The 19,996-nt window shown below is 66.2% G+C and carries 16 protein-coding genes; 7 read left to right on the forward strand and 9 right to left on the reverse strand.

The features are described from left to right. Positions 1-237: 237 nt before the first annotated feature. Positions 238-702, forward strand: a complete 465-nt coding sequence (locus tag ACVWZ8_RS14265) for a hypothetical protein (protein ID WP_456504970.1) — start codon at positions 238-240, stop codon at positions 700-702. 27 nt (positions 703-729) lie between these two features. Here the strand turns inward: ACVWZ8_RS14265 and ACVWZ8_RS14270 are convergent, their stop codons facing one another. Further along, positions 730-4,860, reverse strand: a complete 4,131-nt coding sequence (locus tag ACVWZ8_RS14270) for an FtsK/SpoIIIE domain-containing protein (protein WP_456504971.1) — start codon at positions 4,858-4,860, stop codon at positions 730-732. Positions 4,861-5,151: 291 nt separating this feature from the next. On the opposite strand from ACVWZ8_RS14270, the gene glf reads away from it, so the two are divergent. Genes glf through ACVWZ8_RS14290 form a run of 4 tightly spaced genes read left to right on the forward strand, consistent with a single transcriptional unit; the run spans position 5,152 to position 9,951 of the window. Next, a complete protein-coding gene (gene glf, locus ACVWZ8_RS14275; RefSeq protein WP_456504972.1) occupies positions 5,152-6,339 on the forward strand; it encodes a UDP-galactopyranose mutase in 1,188 nt (395 codons plus the stop codon). After that, the gene (locus ACVWZ8_RS14280) at positions 6,336-8,327 is read left to right on the forward strand and encodes a glycosyltransferase (RefSeq protein ID WP_456504973.1); all 1,992 of its coding nucleotides are present in this window, start codon (positions 6,336-6,338) and stop codon (positions 8,325-8,327) included. The genes glf and ACVWZ8_RS14280 overlap by 4 nt, the downstream gene beginning before the upstream one ends. Next, the gene (locus ACVWZ8_RS14285) at positions 8,328-9,197 is read left to right on the forward strand and encodes an ABC transporter permease (protein WP_456504974.1); all 870 of its coding nucleotides are present in this window, start codon (positions 8,328-8,330) and stop codon (positions 9,195-9,197) included. Position 9,198: 1 nt separating this feature from the next. Further along, on the forward strand, positions 9,199-9,951 hold the full coding sequence (locus ACVWZ8_RS14290) for an ABC transporter ATP-binding protein (RefSeq protein WP_354239448.1): 753 nt from the start codon (positions 9,199-9,201) through the stop codon (positions 9,949-9,951). 49 nt (positions 9,952-10,000) lie between these two features. Here the strand turns inward: ACVWZ8_RS14290 and ACVWZ8_RS14295 are convergent, their stop codons facing one another. The 8 genes from ACVWZ8_RS14295 to ACVWZ8_RS14330 form a co-directional block, all read right to left on the reverse strand. Then, positions 10,001-12,004 carry a DUF6541 family protein gene (locus ACVWZ8_RS14295; protein WP_456504975.1) on the reverse strand — a complete coding sequence of 668 codons (2,004 nt, stop codon included), beginning with the start codon at positions 12,002-12,004 and terminating at the stop codon, positions 10,001-10,003. A 7-nt stretch (positions 12,005-12,011) separates the two neighbouring features. Continuing rightward, the gene (gene rfbA, locus ACVWZ8_RS14300; protein ID WP_456504976.1) at positions 12,012-12,875 is read right to left on the reverse strand and encodes a glucose-1-phosphate thymidylyltransferase RfbA; all 864 of its coding nucleotides are present in this window, start codon (positions 12,873-12,875) and stop codon (positions 12,012-12,014) included. Positions 12,876-12,952: 77 nt separating this feature from the next. Next, entirely contained in the window at positions 12,953-13,864 is a 912-nt protein-coding gene (locus tag ACVWZ8_RS14305; protein ID WP_456504977.1) for a glycosyltransferase, read from the reverse strand. 11 nt (positions 13,865-13,875) lie between these two features. Continuing rightward, positions 13,876-14,763: a glycosyltransferase gene (locus tag ACVWZ8_RS14310; RefSeq protein ID WP_456504978.1), complete on the reverse strand. Its 888-nt coding sequence runs from the start codon at positions 14,761-14,763 to the stop codon at positions 13,876-13,878. 19 nt (positions 14,764-14,782) lie between these two features. Beyond that, the gene (locus tag ACVWZ8_RS14315) at positions 14,783-15,160 is read right to left on the reverse strand and encodes a DUF2304 domain-containing protein (protein ID WP_456504979.1); all 378 of its coding nucleotides are present in this window, start codon (positions 15,158-15,160) and stop codon (positions 14,783-14,785) included. Beyond that, positions 15,157-15,912 carry a glycosyltransferase family 2 protein gene (locus ACVWZ8_RS14320; protein WP_456504980.1) on the reverse strand — a complete coding sequence of 252 codons (756 nt, stop codon included), beginning with the start codon at positions 15,910-15,912 and terminating at the stop codon, positions 15,157-15,159. The genes ACVWZ8_RS14315 and ACVWZ8_RS14320 overlap by 4 nt, the downstream gene beginning before the upstream one ends. Before the next feature lie 14 nt (positions 15,913-15,926). After that, a complete protein-coding gene (locus ACVWZ8_RS14325; protein ID WP_456504981.1) occupies positions 15,927-16,859 on the reverse strand; it encodes a glycosyltransferase in 933 nt (310 codons plus the stop codon). 10 nt (positions 16,860-16,869) lie between these two features. Beyond that, complete coding sequence (locus ACVWZ8_RS14330) at positions 16,870-18,111, reverse strand: polysaccharide biosynthesis protein (RefSeq protein WP_456504982.1); 1,242 nt, start codon at positions 18,109-18,111, stop codon at positions 16,870-16,872. Between the two features lie 98 nt (positions 18,112-18,209). Between ACVWZ8_RS14330 and ACVWZ8_RS14335 the strand changes: the two genes are divergently transcribed. Together ACVWZ8_RS14335 and rfbB are read left to right on the forward strand one after the other, a co-directional pair. After that, the gene (locus tag ACVWZ8_RS14335; RefSeq protein WP_456504983.1) at positions 18,210-18,965 is read left to right on the forward strand and encodes a glycosyltransferase; all 756 of its coding nucleotides are present in this window, start codon (positions 18,210-18,212) and stop codon (positions 18,963-18,965) included. A 31-nt stretch (positions 18,966-18,996) separates the two neighbouring features. Continuing rightward, positions 18,997-19,995, forward strand: coding sequence for a dTDP-glucose 4,6-dehydratase (gene rfbB / locus ACVWZ8_RS14340; RefSeq protein WP_456504984.1), 999 nt, complete (start codon positions 18,997-18,999; stop codon positions 19,993-19,995). Position 19,996: the final 1 nt, after the last annotated feature.

The following is a 19,996-nucleotide window of genomic DNA, read 5'->3' on the forward strand; positions in this document are numbered from 1 at the left end:
TGATCAGTCACTCCATTCCTGGGAACTCGTTAAATGCCTTTGTGAAATTATTCACTAGAGGCTTCATAAGAAAGGGGCCCTCTGGGGCCCCCTCGGTCATCTGGATTAAGCGTGTCACGTTAACGCTGTGTAAACAAGGGGTAATTGGGTTCGACATGCCACCGGATCGTGAGCGATGCATCACATGGGCTGGCGGCGCCCTCACATTCAGACGACTATGTCCGGTACTGTGCCAGTGTGTCAAGACCGTCTGAGAACCCTTCCGAACCTGCCGGACCCGGCGCGGGCGGTCCTCCCGGGCGGGGTGTGCGGCCGGCCGGAATAACGGTCATCGCAGCAATTGTGGCGCTCGAGGCGGCCGCCCTGCTGATTGCTGCCGGCTGGTACGGAAGCCAACTGCTGACGGGAGCCCCGGTGCTCTCGTTCTGGGGCGCGGTATTCACGCTGGGATTGCTCCTTGGGTCTTCCATCTGGCTCTTTGCCGTGGCCCGATTCCTGTTCGGCGGATACCGCTGGCCGAGGGCGGGAGCCCTGGTGGCCCAGCTTTTCGCCCTCACCATCGGCTTCCCCACCCTGACTGGCGGATACCCTCTGGCGGGACTGGCCATGCTCGTGCCGGCCGCCGCCGCGATCGTGCTGCTGTTCGACAAGAGAGTCATCGCCTTCGCGTCCCGGACCGGCGGCGCCCCTCCGGCCCTGTAGCCACTTTCCGTCACGGCACAGCTTCCGTCACGGCACAGCTTCCGGCGTGGCCCTGCCGGCGGCGGGATCCGCGGCCAACTGCACTGCCATGGCTTGCCCGTCGGAGATCACGACGGCGCGTCCGGCCGGCGGGCTGGCCTCCAGCTCAAACCGGACCCCGAAAAGGTCTCCATCCATGAGGCTTCCGGGGCAGATCAGTACTCCTTTTCCGTGGCTGCGCGCGCAATGCGCGAGGGGGACGCGCTGCTGAAGAGCCGGACTGAAACCGGCAGCAAGGATCACCGTCCAGCCGAGGCTGTTGAGGCCGAGCAGTTCACGGTTGGTTTCCTCGGACTGCAGGTCGAGATCGTCGGCCACCAGCACTGCCGCGCGATTCAGGGTGCCGGCACGGGCCTGGGCATGAGTCTCGGCCCAAAAATCCGCCGGATCCTGGCCGGCCCGAGGGTGCAGCCAGCCGTCACCCGATGGATTGAGGCCCGGGAGGGCCGCCAGCAAGGATGTCTTCCCCGAGCCGGGACCGCCCAGGACAGCCAGGACGCTGCCGGCCGGGAGCGTGAGGCTGACGGGCCTGAGATCGTCTCCACCCACCCCGAGGCAGAGGGAGACGGGTGCCCGGGACCGTGCCCGGGCGCGGTCCTCCACGGATTCGTCCGCCGGTGGGTCTGCGGGCCGGCGTCCTGCCGGTGCGGGGGCGCCGAGCCGGGCGAGCACTTCGGAGACGCTGACCCGCTGCGGCAGGGCTTCGACCCTGAAGGGCACCTGCCGCAAGGACAACTCGGGACTCGTCAGCGGCCCGGGAGGTGGCGCCTCATAAAGCTGGCCGGCGTGGCCCGCCGCCGAAGCGATTCCGGTGAAAGCGCCGAAAACGGCGACCCGGCCGGGAAGAGCCTCCAGCGCGGGCAGGCGAGGCCAGGCAAGCCGGCCTTCCTCCGTTGAGCCGGCCGGCATGAAGATGCGGTTGGCGATACCGCCGAAAAACCGTGCGGTGGCCAGCTCGCGTTCGCCGGAGACGATGACGGTGATTCCGGCCTTGGCACCGTCCCGGATGATGTCCTGGACCAGGTCTTCGCCCCGGGCAAGCGGGCCTGACCGGAATGCCGAAACCCAGGAGCCCCAGCCGCAGAGGGCGAGGACCAACCGGGGCGGGTCAGGAACAGCCGGCGCGCTGAGCCTCCGCGTCATGTCTGCGGCCAGGCGTTCCAGTACCCTGACCGCGCGGCGGGGTTCGTGCAGACCGGCCACGGCCCCGACCCTGGCCGATGCGGCGGTCCGGCTGAATGAACCGGCAGCATCAAGGATGTAGAGATGCGATTCCCGCTCCGAGGCCAGCAATTGGTCCACCGCCAGGGCGAGGGCTGCGTCCCCGCCGCCCGCCGCCCCGCCGACCAGCCCCAGATGGCCGTGATCGTCCGGGCGCCAGCACAGCTCCGCGAGGCGTTGCTCTTCCGGCAAATCCAGCCAACCCAGCCGGACCGTGCCGCCGTCCCCGGAGACCGTGGGCGTTGCCTGGATGGGAGGCGGGCTGCCGGGGGAGACGGCGCGCGGGAACGGCAGCAGCGTCGGGAGCGGTGCGGCGACCGGGCGGCGCACAGGGCTGCCCCCCATGGCCGCCCACAGCCTGCTGCTTTCCGCTGCCAGCGCTGCCGCCTCCTGCACCCGCGTCCTCCCGGCTTCCTCCGCTTCGCCGCTGCGCGCATCCGCGGGCGGCTGGCCGAGCCACTCGCCCGCTGTCAGCACGGTCACGGTTCGCGCGGCGGGCGGGGGCCGGTCAGGAGTGAGGGTGGCCGTCTGGAACTCCTCCGGCGCTTCGGCCCCCCTGGCCAGAAAGGCGCGCCCCGGACTGGAGATGGGGATGTCTGCCGCCAGGGCAGAGTTCATGATGTCGATCGATTCCATCCCGGACTGGACCCGCAGGGCCACGCAGCTTGTGACGTTCGCCCGGATGTCGGCCGTGATCGAGCCCTGCGGGCGCTGGGTGGCCATGACGAGGTGGATTCCCAGTGACCGGCCGATGGACGCAATCCTCATCAGCTCGGTCAACGCTCCCGGGGCTTCGTCGACCAGCATCCTGAATTCGTCAATGACGATGACGAGGTGGGGGAGGACGGGCAGAGTCCGGTCCAGCGAGCGGTACATGATGAGATCGCGGGCCTGGGCGGACGCCAGCAGTTGTTCCCTGCGGCGCACCTCAGCCCGGAGCGAGACCAGGGTACGGTCAACTTCCTGTATCCCGAGATCGCTCAGCATTCCCACGCAGTGTGGAAACCCGGTCAGCGGGCCGAGCCCCGAGCCGCCTTTGAAGTCCACGAAAAGCAGGTTGATGCGGTCCGGCGGGTAGGTGGCAGCCAACGCCGCCGCCAGCGTCCGGAGGAACTCCGACTTGCCCGAGCCTGTGGTGCCCGCCACCAGGACATGCGGGCCGTCGCGCTGCAGATCCAGGTGGAGGGTTCCCTTCCGGCCCGTGCCGACCGGAACCGGCAGCCCGACCGTGTGACCGGAATCTGCCCAGCGGCGGGCAACATCAGCGGCTTCGAGGGGAAGGATCCCGGCCAGGGCGCCGCCGGCCGCCATAGTCGCCGGCCGATCCAGGCACTGACGTCCGGCGGACCCTGACCGGCGGCAATAGCTGTCAAACACCGGGGGAGGGACGAGGTCAGGCAGGAACGGGATCGCATCGGGGCCCCGTGTCAGCCGGGCCGTGCGCCCTCCGAGGGCAATGACGGGGCCCTCGGGCGGGTCCGCGGGACGCGAGCAATCGATCACCTGCCAGCCCTTGCCGGCGGCCAGAGCGCTGAGTGCGGCGGCCCGGGCAGTGCCCGGCGTCGTCGCGGGGATGAGCCCGCCGCCGGGGTCGTCGACAATGATCAGTACTCCGCGGTCGCAGCCCGGACCCGGGCCGGCGCGCAGGTGGCTGGCCGTTACGCCGTCGTGGCCGGACAGCGTCACCCGGGGGAGGAACCGCGCGGCGAGCGGGATGCACGCCGGGGAGCCGTGAATCAGGACCCGGGTCCGCCGGGCGGCAGGATAGCCGGCGAGCTGCAGGATGAAGGAGCGGACCAGCCCGGCCACAGCAGCCTGCGGGCCGGAGACGGCGGTGACGGCGGCCGGGTCGAGCGTCAGCGGCGTCAGGCCGAGTGGGGGTGGCAGGAAGCCGGGATCCGCCGGTTCCAGCCTGATGTTTGCCCGCTGCTCAGCGAGCCCAAGCCGCAGCCAGAGGGCGCCGGTTCCGGCGCGCGGTTCCTTGCCGTCGGCATCGCCATAGGCGTTGTGGGCGCACAGTTCCGCCGCGGACGGGGCGGACCGCCGTCGTCGTTCCATATCCTCGCGCACGGCTGCCGCGAGGGCTGCCTTCAGCCCGCGACGCTGCCTCCGGCCGGACACCGCCGGGATCAGCATGGACGCGGCAGAGACCAGGCTGAACGCCAGGAACATCCACAGCCCGGTCAACAGCGCCAGGCCAACTCCGATGACCAGCGGCAACACTGCTGTGAGCAGCACCGTTGCGCGGCTGCTGTTAAACGGAGCGCTGTTCGCGGGGCCGCCCACAGTCAGCGGCTCCGCAACGCTGCAGCCCGCGGATTCCGACACCCCGGAATCCGCGGAACCGCCGCCGAAGATGAGGGACATCGTGGAATTACCGCAACGGATCACCGAGCCGGTGGCCACCACCGCTTCGCTCACCCGCTTGCCGTCGACGGCGGTCCCGTTGGCGCTGTGCAGATCAGCGATGGTCACAGCCGAGTCCGTGACGTCCAGCCGCGCGTGTTCACGGGACAGCTCGGCGTCCGGAAGGACGATCTCCGTCCCGCTCCGTCCGATCCGGAACCGCGCCCGCCGAAGCGGGACGATGGTCCCCGCGCCGGGACCGCTGTGCACGGCGAGGAACAGCGGCGGAACCGCCGGACGGCCCTGGCTGATGCCGGGCAGAGCCTGCGAGGCGCCGTCGACCAGGACCGCCCCGTCACGCAGCGGCGGATCACCAACCCGCACGGCCCGGACCGGAGCCCCGTCCACCGTCAGCCCGCCCGTTCCGTAGCGCCGCGAGATGGCCTCCTCCAGGTCCGTGCCCGAGCACTCCGCGGGCACCTCGACGGCCAGCTCGACCGGGCCTCCCGCGAGCGCCGAACCTGGTGCTGGCACCAGGGTGCACTGCAACATCACTGGAAAATCACTGCAACATCACCGCAGGATCCTTTCTGCCGAAGCGGACTGTAGCCCACGCTAGAAGCGGCGGCAGGATGGCGTCCCGGGGAAGCCCAGCCATGTGGATAAGGAACCCCGGCGGGAACGGCGCGGCAGCGGCTGCGGAGGCGCCATGACGACTGCCCTGCGGCCGCGGGAAACCCTGGGCGCCGGAGGCTGGTCCGCGGTTCCGATCCCGTCTCGGGTAGGCTGGAGCAGCAGACAATGCGCAACATTGGGCTGCCCGCATTCGAACCAGGAGAGTTTGTGACCGCTGACCTCGTCATCGTAGGGTCGGGCTTCTTTGGCCTGACAATCGCAGAACAGGCCGCCACCGAGCTGGGCTTGAAGGTGGTCGTCATCGACCGGCGCCACCACATCGGCGGCAACGCCTACAGCGAAAAAGAAGGACAGACCGGCATCGAGGTGCACCGCTACGGTGCCCACCTTTTCCACACGTCCAACGAGCGCGTGTGGGAGTACGTGAACCGTTTTACGACCTTCACGAACTACGTGCACAAGGTGTACGGGGTGCACAAGGGTGAGGTCTATTCGCTGCCGATCAACCTGGCGACGATCAACCAGTTCTTCCGGGCCAACCTCACTCCTGGCCAGGCGCGCGAGCTGATCAAGGAACAGTCCGGGGAACTTGCCGGCACCGATCCGCAGAACCTGAACGACAAAGGAATCCAGCTCATCGGGCGGCCGCTCTACGAGGCGTTCATCAAGCACTACACCGGCAAACAGTGGCAGACGGATCCCAAGGACCTGCCGGCGGGCATCATCTCCCGGCTGCCCGTGCGCTACAACTACGACAACCGGTACTTCAACGACACGTACGAAGGCCTCCCGACCCACGGCTACACCGCCTGGATCGAGAAGATGGCCGAACACCCGAACATCGAAGTCCGGCTGAACACCGACTTCTTCGACGAATCGCACGAGTACAGCAAGAACAAGGTCGTCGGCAACATCCCGGTGATCTACACCGGTCCCGTGGACCGCTACTTCGACTACGCCGAGGGCGACCTCTCCTGGCGCACCATCGACTTCGAGGAAGAAGTGCTCGACGTCGGAGACTTCCAGGGAACGTCGGTGGTCAACTACAACGACGCGGACGTGGCCTACACCCGCATCATCGAGCCCCGCCACTTCCACCCGGAGCGCGACTACCAGACGGAGAAGACCGTCATCATGCGTGAATTCTCGCGCGCCGCGGAAAAAGGCGATGAACCCTACTATCCGATCAACACGGCCACGGACCGGGAACGCCTGCTCAAATACCGTGACCTGGCGGCCGCCGAGCAGGACGTCCTCTTCGGCGGACGGCTCGGAACGTACAAATACCTGGACATGCACATGGCCATCGGCTCAGCGCTGACCATGTTCGACAATCAGATCCGCCCCCATTTCGAAGGCGGCGCCAAGCTCGAAAGCGGAGGTGTGGACGCATGAGCGCCGCAGACGTGACAAACCCTTGGAAGACGATCCAGCGGGTCATCCTGCCCTCGGCAGACCAGCCGGACACGGTCCCCCTGTACGCCGACGCCGGCACCGCCAGCGGTGTCCGGCTGCGGGAGAACGACGAATTCGCCCGCACGCCCAAGTTGCTCGAAGACAAGCTGCAGATGTTCAGCTCGGAGAGCCGCCAGGCACACTTCGAAGACCTCCTCAGCCGGCACTCCATGCGCGTCCGTTCCGGCGAGCAGATCTCCTTCGGCACGTACTTCAATGCCTTCCCGGCCAGCTACTGGCGGCGCTGGACCTCGGTGCGGGACGTCCGCCTGGTCGTAGAGTCCAGCGGTCCGGGAACGGTCACGGTCTACAAGTCGAACGCCCGCGGATCGGTCCAGCGCGTCGACGGCAAGCACGTCGACGGCGACGCCACCTCCACGTTCGAACTTTCACTCAAGCCCTTCGGCGACGGCGGCTGGTACTGGTTTGATCTGGCCGCCAGCACCGGCGACCTGGTCCTGAAGAACGGTGCGTGGGAGGCCACGGGCGGTCCCGCGACCAAGGGTCAGGTGACCCTCGAAATCACCACCATGAACAAGCCCGACTTCTGCCTGAACAACGCCCGGATCCTGGCGGATAATCCGGACGTCCTTGAAAACGTCAAGGAAATCCTGATCGTGGACCAGGGCACGCAGAAGGTCGAGGACCAAGAGGGCTTCGCCGCCGTCCGGGACGCCCTCGGCGGCAAGCTCCGGGTCATCAACCAGGCAAACCTGGGCGGCTCCGGAGGCTTCGCGCGTGGCATGTTCGAGGCGGTCGAAAACGGCAGTGACTACGCCCTGCTGCTCGACGACGACATCGTCGTCGAACCCGAAAGCATCGTGCGGCTGTTGGCGTTCGCCGACCGCTGCCGCAAGCCGACAATTGTCGGCGGCCACATGTTCGACCTCTACAACCGCAGCGTCCTGCACACCTTCGGCGAGGTCGTGGACCCCTACCGGATCGTCCCGGCCCTGCCCCATGCCGACATGGAAACGCGGCACGATTTCAGCGTCGCGAACCTGCGACAGACACCGTGGCTGCACCGCCGCGTGGACGTTGACTACAACGGCTGGTGGATGTGCCTGATCCCCACGAAGGTAATCCAGGAAATCGGGCTGTCCCTGCCCCTGTTCATCAAATGGGACGACGCCGAATACGGGTTGCGCGCCCGCGAAGCCGGCTTTGCCACGGTCTCAATGCCGGGTGCCGCCGTCTGGCACGTGTCCTGGATCGACAAAGACGACCTCGTCGGCTGGCAGGCCTACTTCCACGCACGCAACCGGCTGATCACCACGCTGATCCACAGCCCGTATCCCAAGGGCGGCCGCGTGCTGCGCGAATCTTTCCAGTCCGACGTCAAGCACCTCGTTTCGATGCAGTACTTCACCGAACACGGCCGGATCGACGCGCTGCGCGACCTCCTGAACGGACCCGACGACCTCCACAAGGTGCTCGGCACCAAGCTGCCGGAAATCAACGCGCTGAAAGCGCAGTACCCGGACGCCCAGCTGAAGGAAGACGTCGATGACTTCCCGGCGCCAAAGATCGGCCGCGGACCCATGGGCGGGACGGTCGTGGGGCTGCCCAGCAAGAAGCAACTGATTCCATGGGGCATCAAGACGGTGGCGCGCCAGCTCATCAAGGCGCCGGGCCCGGAAAGCGCCGAACGGCCCCAGGGCTATCTGGCCCACCGGGACAACCGCTGGTACCGGGTGGCGCACTATGACAGCGTCGTGGTCTCCAACGCGGAGGGCACCGGCGCGTCGTGGTACCAGCGCGACCCGAAGAAGCTCAAATCCATGCTGACGGAAGCGACCCTGCTGCACGCAAAGCTGTTTCGCGAATGGGACACCCTCGCCGAACAGTACCGCCGCGCAGTGGCCGAGATCAGTTCGATTGACGCGTGGAAAAAGACGTTTGAGGCGAACTCCAAGGACGGTGAGTAGATGGCAGGTCCGGCCGACCAGCTCGTCAGGCCCGGCAGCGGGCGGGGCCTCCTCGACGTCTATGGGGACCGGTTCCTCCTGAAGCTGCTGGTGCGCAAGGAAATCAAGGTGCGCTACCGCGGCTCGGTGCTCGGGCTGCTCTGGTCGTACGTCAAACCGCTGGTTCAGTTCCTGATCTATTTCGTGGCGCTGGGCATCTTCCTGAATCTCCAGCGGGGCACGCCGAACTATGCGATCTATCTCTTCGCCGGCATCGTGCTGGTGAATTTCTTCACGGAGTCGCTCTCGAACTCCACCCGCTCCGTCGTGGATAACCGCGATCTCATCCGGAAGATCTACCTGCCGCGGGAACTGTTCCCGGTCGCCACGGTCTGGGTCTCGGCTGCCCACTTCCTGCCGCAGCTCCTGGTGCTGATTGGCGCCTGCCTGGTGGTGGGATGGACGCCGTCGATCCTGCAGCTGGCCGCCGTGGTCCTGATCTTCCTGATGGTCGCAGTTCTAGCCACCGGCCTGGGCCTGATGTTCGGGGCGGTCAACGTCTATTTCCGTGACTCCGAGAACATCGTGGACATGATCGTCATGATCGTCACCTGGGCGTCCCCCGTCCTGTACGTCTGGTCGATGGTCGAAGGCGTGATGGGACCGTGGTTCTGGATCTACCAGCTGAACCCGATGACGGTCGCCGTCGAAGTCTTCCACTGGGCCTTCTGGGAACCGACGCTCAAAGCCGACCAGCTGGTGGGCGGCGCCATGCCGCCTGACCTGCTGACCGTCTGGCTCCCGGTCGCCATGCTGGTGACACTCGTGGTGCTGTTCTTCGGACAGCTGACGTTCCGCCGGCTCGCCATCCACTTCGCACAGGAGCTTTAAGATGACTTCGCACGGCCACGTCGCCATCAGCTGTGAGGGCCTCCGGAAGCAGTTCGTTCTGCGCCACACCCGGTCCCTGAAAGAGGCCCTCGTGTGGCTGGTGAAGGGCCGCAAGGGGGATCTGTCCAAGAAATTCCTGGCCCTCAAGGACGTCTCCCTCGAGGTCAAGCAGGGCGAAACCGTTGCCCTGCTGGGGCTCAACGGCTCCGGCAAGTCCACCCTCCTGAAGCTGATCTCGGGCGTGTTGCAGCCCGACGGCGGGACGGTGCGCACCAGGGGCCGGGTGGCGGGCCTGATTGAGGTCGGCGCCGGCTTCCACCACGACCTCAGCGGCCGCGACAACGTCTACCTCAACGGCGCGATCCTCGGCATGACCGAGAAACAGATCGACGAGAAGTTCGACTCCATCGTGGAATTCTCCGAGATCGGCGAGTTCATTGACACGGAAGTGAAGTTCTACTCATCGGGCATGTACCTGCGGCTGGCATTCTCCATCGCGGTGCACACCGACCCCGAAGTCTTCCTCATCGACGAGATCCTCGCGGTGGGCGACGAGCCGTTCCAGCGCAAGTGCATCGCCAAGATCAAGGAACTCTCGGACAAAGGCAAGACCCTGTTCGTGGTCAGCCACGACCTTGACCTGGTCGCCACGGTCTGTGAACGCGGCGTGCTGCTGGAGCACGGCGCGGTCATCATGGACGGGGAAGTGCACGACGTCGTCGGCGAACTCCGGCGGAGGTCCGTCTCGCTGTAACGGCATGGCCCCGATGCAAGAGCATGGCGCGGTTCCGGACTGCGGTCCGTCAGCTGCCGCAGGCCGTGATCTTGTAGAGCTTTGCCTTGCCCTGGCTGTCGATCAGCTGCAGGCCTGGGTTCTGATCCAGACGGGTCAGGCCGGGGGGCGTGTGGTATTCGCGGTGCACTTCCCTGGTGCCGAAGTCCAGGACGTAGAAGCCGTTTTCTTCCCGGACGGCCTGACAGACGCTCGGATCCGTTGAGACGCGCCCCAAGCCGTCATAGATTTTCTGGAGCTCCGGGGAGATGTAGCTGAGGACGTGGAGCTGCGCGGATTTGCGGTCGCCAAGAGCGTAGGACAGCGCCGCGCCCGTATAGGGATTGTCGATCAGAACGGCATCTTCGGGCACTGACTGCGGGAGGCGCTTTAAGACTGCCAGTTCGTCCGGGGACACCAGCAGGGAGGAGGCGTCCAGCCGGTAGTGGGACGAGGCCAGCCGCACCTCCTCCCTGAGGCCGCCCTGCTGGCCCAAGACGACGGCTGCGAGGACCAGGACAATTCCTCCCGCGGTGCGGTAGGCCAGCCGTGCCGGCGCGCTCCAGCCGGCGGGACCGTGCAGGGCCCGGCCGACGTGACGATACCGATTTCGGGCGGCCGGGAGCGCCCCGGCTGCCCAATCGATGCCGACGGCGACGAGCACCACGGCGGCCACCGGGAGAAGCGCAGCAACGCGGAGACTGTCGTTGTACCAGACCCCCGTCAGAAAGTCCCGCGTCGGAGACTCTGGAAAGCCGGCGACGACGATGTAGAGGCCCGCAAACAGGATGAAGACCAGCCCAAGCCAGGCAAAGCGTTTCGGCACCTTGAAACATGCCCAGAGGCCAAGAAGCGTCAGAGGCGCCACAAGCCAGGCCGGGGGAAGATCCACGGGGGATGTCATCAGGGCTTCACCAAAAGCCTGCGGAACGGTGCCGCGGGGTTTCCAGAACGAGGCATCCGCCGGCGGCCGCAGGACGATCCACAAGGTCACGAACGTGGCACTGTACCCGAACACCGACAGGACGTATTTTATGAAACGGCCTCGCGCGGTCCCTCGGTTACGCCACGCCGGCCCGAACCACCGCCACGCGAGGGAACCTGCCATGGGCAACGTCCAGGTCAGCCAGGCCGTAAAGGTAGTGGGGTGCGCGACGGCGAGCCCGGCGAGTCCCAGCAGGAGTGCCAGCGCCGTGGCCAGATCCCGCCGGTCCGATCCCGGTGTGAGGCCGGCGAGCGAGGCCGCCAGGGCAATGGCCGCCGGCAGGAGGCTGATGGCGAGCAGATTCGGGTACAGGACACCGAAATCCATCATCAGGAGCGGGAAGGCACCCAGGGACGCACAGGCGATTGCCGCCGCCACCGTCGCCGCCGCCCGCGGGCCGACGATCCACCGGGTCAGAAGGAGACAGCCAAGGGGCCAGAACACGGCGGCAATGACAATGCTGGTGATGTTGACCGCGACCGGCACCTCCGCGCCCGTGGTCGACGCCACGAGGGTGGCCACGGCGTTCCAGCCGGCCGGGTAGAATCCGCCCCCGGTCATCGCGCCGATTGTCAGCGACGACGCCTGGCCGGTCTCGAGGGCAAACTTTACAGAGTTCAGGTGGAAGACGGCGTCATACGTCTGCGAGAAGGCCTCCGGGGAGCCGATGGCCCGGACCACGCTGGCAGCGACCAGCAGTGCCGCGCCACCGAAGGCGGCAAACGGCACGATACCGCCCGGCGTCCACGGCGCTGGCCAGGGCCGCCTCCGCGGCCGCGGGGCGGCCGGCAGCCGGGCGGCGCGAAAACGTACAGCGACCAGCCCCACGGCGGCCACCAGCAGCGAGACGACGGCGACCGGCACGAGGCCGAACCTGACGTTCGCCAGCGGGGCCAGCGTCGATGTGACAACGATGATGCCCACCGACAGCAGGGGAGCAAGCGCCCAGGCATCGAACCCCTTGAACCGCGCCGCCAGGGCAACCAGTAGTCCTGGTGCGATCAGGAGGACGGCAGCGCCGATGATCTGCGGTAAAACCGACCACCACATCCGGCCGTTACGGTTCTAGGAGGCTGAGCAGGTAGGCACCATAACCGCTCTTGGTCAGCGGTTCGGCACGTTGACGCAGCTCGTCATCCGTCAGGAATCCTTGGCGCCAGGCGATCTCCTCGGGGGCCCCGATTTTAAGTCCCTGGCGGTTTTCCACCGTGCGGATGAAGTTGGAGGCGTCATTGAGGTCATCGAAGGTTCCGGTGTCGAGCCAGGCCGTGCCGCGGGGCAGAATCTCCACGCGGAGCTTGCCATTCTCAAGGTAGGTACGGTTGACATCCGTGATTTCCAGTTCGCCGCGTGGCGAGGGCTTGAGGTTCTTGGCGATCTCCACGACGTCGTTGTCGTAGAAGTACAGCCCGGGAACCGCATAGTGGGACCTGGGCTTCGCCGGCTTTTCCTCCAGCGAGATGGCCTGGCCCGCGTCGTCGAATTCAACCACGCCGTACGCTTTGGGGTCCTTGACCCAGTAGCCGAAGACGGCGCCGCCGTCGATGTCGGCATGTTTGCGCAGCTGGGTGCCCATGCCTTGGCCGTAAAAGATGTTGTCGCCCAGGACAAGGGCCACGGTCTCGTTGCCGATATGCTCTTCCCCGAGGATGAAGGCCTGCGCCAGGCCGTCCGGGGCAGCCTGCTGGACGTAGCTGAGGTTGATGCCGAACTGTGAGCCGTCTCCGAGGAGCCGGTGGAACTGCACGGCGTCATGCGGGGTGGTGATGATCAGGATGTCGCGGATTCCGGCCAGGATCAGCGTCGAGAGCGGGTAATAGATCATCGGCTTGTCGTAGACAGGGACGAGCTGTTTACTGATGCCGTGGGTGATGGGATGAAGACGAGAGCCGGTCCCACCGGCAAGAATAATTCCGCGCATGGACTATATCCTCCCTTACCGGTCAGCGGTGAACCAAACCCGCGCCCTGCCGGATGGACGCCGCCTTCGCACCGGATTCAGTTCTCGTGTCCCCGGCCGCTGCGGCCCCGGAAGCCGTCCGTGATGCCCTTAACCGCGCAGCTGAGCCTGACGGAGCGCCCGGGCGCCAGCAGCGTGACGACCAGCAGGTGGCGGAGGTCGGTCCAGATCCCTGCGGCCACCCAGGCCGGATTGCGGGTGGCGTACCGACGACCCACCAGGACCCTGTTCCTGAAGATGTAGTAGTACCGCCACGTGGCTGCGATGCGGACCTTCAGCGGCCGTCCGCCCACGTTGACGGTCCGCCCGAAAACGCTGGATTCAACCATGGTCCCCAGGGAGTGGTTGAATTCCGTATCGGCGAGGACGGTCGGCAGGCCGGCGTCGAGGGCGCGGAAGTAGTATTCGGTATCCACAAGATCGATGAACAGCTCTTCCCAAAAACCGCCAATGGAATCGAGGGTTGCCACCGGAATCATGAGGCCGGACTGGATGGGTTCCCTGCCCAGGGCGATGCCGTTGCGGGATCCGGAGCGCTTGACCGGGTTTCCCTGAATCCGGGCGGGGGACACGAGGCCGGGCTCGATGCCGGCAGCCCGCGCGGCAACAGCCGCATCGTGAAGCGCACGGACGTAGCCCTGGGGCAAGTACGAGTCCTGGTCCACGGTGAGAATGTAGTCAGGCCTACTGCCTTCCCGTGCCCGGCTGATGCCCGCATTCAGGGCTGCGCCAATGCCCGAGTTTTCCTCGAGCCGGACCACCACGGCGCCGGCGCCGGCGAGGGCCGCGAAGATGTCTTCAAAGCCGGGCCCACCGCCGTCGTCCACCACCACCACGGCATGCACTTGCCGCAGGAGGGATGCAACGTTGCTGACCAGCCCGGCGTCCGGCCGGTAGGCCGTCACGACGCCGGCGACGCCGCTGACGTGCCCGTTCGGATTTTCATGCATCGTGCGGCCACTCACCTTCCGAAGGCATGCCGGAGGAGCGTGCCCAGCGGCCCGGTACCGCCCTGCCGGAGGGCGTTGGGAACGTACAGGACCGCGTGGGCCCGTGACGTCAGCCGCAAACGTGCCGCGCGGGTGGCCTTGTGCCACCCCTTCGCCGCGCAGAGACGCTCCGCAACCTCGAAGTAGTCGCGCTCACCGGTGAAGCGGGACCCGTCCACGAGCTTGGCCGAGGAAGCGCTGTTCGTGTGCCGCCGGTACTCAAAACACGTTTCCGGCTCGATCAGAAGCTCGGCGCCGCCCAGGACCATGTCCATGACCAGGGCGAGGTCCTGGATGACCGGGAAGCCGTCGCGGAACTCGTAGTTCCGGATCCGGTCCGTGCGGAAGGCGAGGGAGGGCCAGTACAGCCAGTCGCCGTGGAGCAGGCTGACCGCGAGTGCTTCGCCGGACACGAGGCGGGCGCCCGATCCGCGCGGCTTAACGAGGCGCTGCTTGACAATATCCGCCAGCGGGGCCGCGGCCTCACCGGTTTCGTCGATGACCTGGACGCCGGGCTGGATGATCCAGGCCTGGGGGAACGCCGCCTGGGCGCGGAGCACCACGTCGACATAGTTGGGCAACAACAAGTCGTCGCAGCCCATGACCACCAGAACGTCCTGAGTTGCCAGCGAGACGCAGGTCCGGAAGTTCTCGGTAATGCCCTGGTTCGTCTCTTTGCGGATGTAGGTGATCCGCGGGTCCTCCATCGCCTCGACGTAGCGGCGGATCTCATCACCGGGATAGGCGTCGTCCACCACCGTCAGGCGCCAGTCGCGGTTGCTCTGGGCCAGGACGCTGTCGACGGCCTGCTTCATGAAATTAGCGTCGCCCCAGTAGGGGATGAAGATATCGAGTGCCATAGGAAGTTTTCGGTACCCGCTACTTCGACATCGGCGACGCCGGCGTGTCGCCGCCGGAGTCCTGGGGCATCGCCTCGACCATGGTGCGCAGAATAGCCACTTCCTCGGCGAGCGTGCGGGTTTCGTCCTCGACGACCGAGATTTCCCACGACAGGTGCAGGCAGACGCCCAACAGCAGCAGGATGCTGATGATAAACAGCAGGTTCGACGGCAGCTGCACGCCCACGGCTTCCGCGACGATGGTCAGAAGACGGGGAAATGCGGCCAGGACGAGGGTTCCGACGCCGACGATCAGCCAGAGCGCGGCGTACTTTTCACGGAGTTTCTTCCGCCGAAGCATTTCAAAGACGACCCCTACGATCGCCAGCGAGAGAATGAATGCTGCCAGGTTCGTCACTGTGCCCTCCCCTGAGCGTTGACTGGTGCCGCGGGAATCCGTGACGGCTTGCGGGTCAGCGCGAGCAGCAGGGCGAAAATCGAGCGTCCGAGGTAGATGGCCGCCTTGAGCGGATTGTGGCTGGGGGTGCCGCCCTGGCGCGGGCGCATCGCGACGGGGATCTGCGTCACTTTGCAGCCTGACCGGACAGCGACCACGAGGGAATCGATGGTGTCACCCAGGTACTCTGCCGGGTAGTGGTCCAGATACTGGCTGATGGCCCGTTCGTTGGCCGCCCGGAAGCCGGAGGTCACGTCGGTGAGCCGGGTCTTGGCAAGTCCGGAAATCACTTTGGCCAGAAACTGCATGGCCCACTTGCGCGGTCCGCTGACCTCGTAGTCGCCCCGGTCGGCAAAACGGGCACCGATGGAGATATCGGCGTATTCGAGGCCGGCCAGGACCTCGTCGATGTTGCGGGGATCGTGCTGGCCGTCCGCGTCCACCTGTATCACCCGGCGGTAGCCGAGACGCTGCGCGTACTTGAATCCGGCCCGCATGGCGCCGCCGACACCCAGGTTGAACGGCAGGGTCAGGACGGTCGCGCCGGCTTCCTTGGCGATGTCCGCCGTGGAATCAGTCGATCCGTCGTTGACGACGAGAACATCGTAGGGGCGTCCGACGCCAAGCACCTCGCGAACGGTATTGCCCACCGACTCGGCTTCGTTCCACGCCGGCATGATGACCAGGACACGGGTCGGGTCATGAATTTTCATAGTTCTCCAATATATCAACGGGCCCGGAAGCGGTTGACGAGTTCATTGCTGATCTGGCCCTCTCGTCCGCGGCTGGAGTCAAGAAATCCGTGCCAGGCGGCGATCGCCAGGCTGCCGCGGTCGGGGCTGAACGTGAACCGCAGGAGCTGCGCCTTGGATTCCTCCACCAGACGGCGGAGGAGCCAGGAAGGGTTCCGCCGCCAGTACCGCCGAATGAGGGTCGTCCCGTTGCGCACGATGTAGTACATCCTGAACGGGGAGTAGTAGTTAAAGGACAGGGCGCTGCCCTTGAGCCGCAGCGGCCTGCCGAACACAGTGGCCGGAAGGCGCGCCCCGAGCCGGTGGTCGACAGCGCAGCCGGCACCGATCAGCACGCTGTACCCGGCGGCCCGGGCGCGGGCCGTGAATTCGGAATCCACGCAGTCGATGAAGAAGCCTCTGTCAAACCTGCCGATCGCGGCGAAGGTGGAGACCGGGATGAAGAAGCCGGACTGCATCGGGTCGAAGGCCTCAGCCAGGCCGTCTGACTTCCCGAGTGCGGGGACGCGGTGTCCGCTGAAGGATTCCGCCGACACGAAGCCGACCCTCCTGCCGGCGGCTGTGGCCAGGTCGTAGCTCGCGAGGGCGTTGTCGACGTAGCCGGCAACGGGCAGCGAGTCCTGGTCGAAGGTGAGGATGAATTCCGGCGCTGTTGTTGCCTCCAGCTCCTCGACGCCGCGGTTGAGGGCGGCTGCGATGCCGGAGTTGCGGGGCATCGCCAGGACCTTCACGCCCTGCTGCTGCAATCGGGCGAAGATGCCGGCCGCGGCAGGATCCGCGCTGCAGTCGTCCACGACGACGAGCTCGTCGACCTGTGCCCGGATGGCGGCAGCGTTGGCCAGGAGGTCGTCGTCGGGATTGAACGCTGCAATTACGGCGGCAATCCGCCGCTGGCCTCTTTCAGTCACGCTGTTGATACTACCTTTCGACTGTTGACGGGCGGGCAACGGCGGGCAGGACCCGCAGGGCGGGGGCCAGCAGGCCCAGGAAGAGAATGGCCTCACTCACCGCCATTCCCAGGGCGACACCCGGAACGTTCGACGTCAGGCCGGCAACCACCATGAGGAGAACCCCGGCCACGGCAGAGACCCCGGTCCACTTCAGGACCGACTTCTGGCGCCGGGCCGGAATCAGGATATTCCTGATGAGGGGGGTTGACGCCGAGAGGAAGAAGAAGGACAGCCCGTAGTAAATGCACGTCAGGGTATCGGCGCGCTTGTCGTCACCGAACATGAGGCCGGACACCCAGGGACCGAAGAAGGCGAGGAATAGTCCGCCCGCAATGCCGAGCCCGGCGTGCGTGCCCAGGGCAACGAGGTGCCGCTGGCGGGGGTCGGCGGCGTCGCGCTCAAGCGTCCATCCCTGGAAGGTGTTGCCGAGGGCAACAACACTGAAGAGTCCCAGCCGGTAGATGGCGTCGGCGGAGGCGAACCCGGCGGTGGCCGTCGCGGACGGCACCGTAGCGGTGGCGATCGGCACGGGCGAGGAGGCGTAGGCGCTCCCCGTGAGGTTGATGCCCGCGGTACCGGCGTGGGGGACGATCATCTCCCGGAGCACGCTCCGCGGACTCTTCGGGAACCAGGTTCCAGCCTCGCCGAAGCGCTTGTGGAACGCCGCAAGCGCCGCCAGGGTCGCAACGACTGACACGACACCGTAGGTCCAGACCTGGCCGGTGGCCACGATCAGGGGCGCACTGATGAGCGCCGCGAAGAAGCGGGGGAGCGTGTCGTAGACGGCCAGGATCCGGGGTTGCCCTGTCCCGATCCCGTACCAGGCGGGGGAAAACCCGGTGAGGACAGTCGCCCAGGCCATGGTGACGGCATCGAGCCCGTACCCGTCATGTGCCACGAACGTCACCAAAGCAGTCATGAGGGGCAGGACCACTGCCGCGATCACGATCCTGGAGCGGATGCTGCTGGAGTACAGGGCGGCCCGGGTGGGGGCGGCCCCGGCCCGGGCGATCTCCACGGGACCCGAGATGTTCCAGCTCCAGAGAATGATCGTCGCCCCAAAGACACCGATGGCCTGGCCTGAGGTGATGCTGGACCAGCCCGCCGCGCCCACGACGCGGGCAATGATCGGCAACAGGAGGAAGGGCAGAACCAGTGCCAGCAGCGGCAGCAGGGTAAAGCCCGCAAGCCGGAGCAATACGGGTCTCATGCGGTGTACGGTCCTAGTGCTCGAGGGCTTGACCTAACGATGATACGCGATCACCCCGTCCGGGCTTCCGCCGCAAGAGTTCACCTAGAGTGGTCTGCATGAACGATTTGACGACGCCGGACGGGCGGAAGATCCGGGTGAGCGTGTGCATGGCGACCTACAAGGGAGCGGCGTTCGTCCAGGAGCAGGTAGCCTCCATCCTCGCCGAGCTGGGCGCCGACGACGAGCTCGTCATCGTGGACGACGCGTCCCCCGACCAGACGGCCACCATCATCGCCGCGATCACGGACCCCCGCATCCGCCTGGTCCGGGCCGCCAGCAACCGGGGCTACGTGCGCACTTTCGAAGAGGCCGTCCGGCTCAGCCGCGGGAACTTCATCTTCCTGTCAGATCAGGACGACGTGTGGCTTCCCGGACGGATCGAATTGATGCTCGAGGCCCTCGCGGAATCCCAGGTGGTTGCCAGCAACTTTGACATGCTGGGGGGCGGCCCCCGGCCGTGGATACCCCGGCTGCGTTCCGCCGACTCCCGCCGGCACCTCGCCAACCTCGCCGGCATCCTGGTCGGATACCGTGCCTACTATGGTTGCGGAATGGCGTTCCGCCGGGACGCGGCCAAATACTTCCTGCCGATTCCCCCGTACGTGCGCGAATCCCACGACCTCTGGCTCGCCGTCTGCGGCAACGTTGCCGGGTCTATTTCACATCTGGACGAGTCGACCATCTGCCGGCGCCTCCACGAGGAAAACCAGACTCCTGCCGGCTGGCGGTCGCTCCCCAAAATACTGGCGGCACGCATGATGCTGCTTCGGCTCATGGTCGAAGCACTCCGCAGGCGGCGCAATCGGTTCTGAGCCGGCCGCGGGCATTCGGTAAGCTGGCAGGATGCAGAAACTCCTCGTCACCGGCGGCGCCGGTTTCATCGGTTCCAATTTTGTCCACTACGTACTGGAGAACACGGGCCATCACGTCATGGTCCTCGACAAGCTCACTTACGCCGGCAATGTGGAGTCCGTGAAAGGCCTTCCCGGGGACCGCTTCCGGCTCGTCCAGGGCGACATCTGCGATGCCGGCATCGTTGACGGGCTCGTCGCCGAAGCGGACGTGGTGGTCCATTACGCCGCGGAATCCCATAACGACAACTCGCTGCACGATCCGCGCCCGTTCCTGGACACGAACATCATCGGCACCTACACCCTCATCGAGGCTGCGCGGAAGTACAACAAGCGCTTCCACCACATCTCCACCGACGAGGTCTACGGCGACCTCGAACTGGACGATCCGGAACGCTTCACGGAGGACACCCCGTACAACCCGTCGAGCCCCTATTCGTCCACCAAAGCAGGCTCGGACCTGCTGGTGCGCGCCTGGGTGCGGTCCTTCGGCCTGCAGGCGACCATCAGCAACTGCTCGAACAACTACGGGCCCTACCAGCACGTGGAAAAGTTCATCCCGCGCCAGATCACCAACGTGATCGACGGGATCCGCCCCAAGCTGTACGGCAAGGGCGAGAACGTCCGTGACTGGATCCACGCCAACGACCACTCCTCGGCTGTCCTGGCCATCATCGACAAGGGCCGGATCGGCGAGACCTACCTGATCGGCGCCGACGGCGAGAAGAACAACAAGGACGTCGTCGAACTGATCCTGAAGCACATGGGCCAGGCCCCGGACGCCTACGACCACGTGATTGACCGTCCGGGCCACGACATGCGGTACGCGATTGATTCCTCGAAGCTCCGCAGGGAGCTCGGCTGGGAGCCCCGCTTCTCCAACTTCGACGCCGGCATCGAGGACACCATCGCCTGGTACCGTGACAACGAGCAGTGGTGGCGCCCGCAGAAGGCGGCCACGGAAGCCAAGTACAAGGAACAGGGCCAGTAGA

This window comes from Arthrobacter sp. UYCu723 (assembly GCF_054059215.1).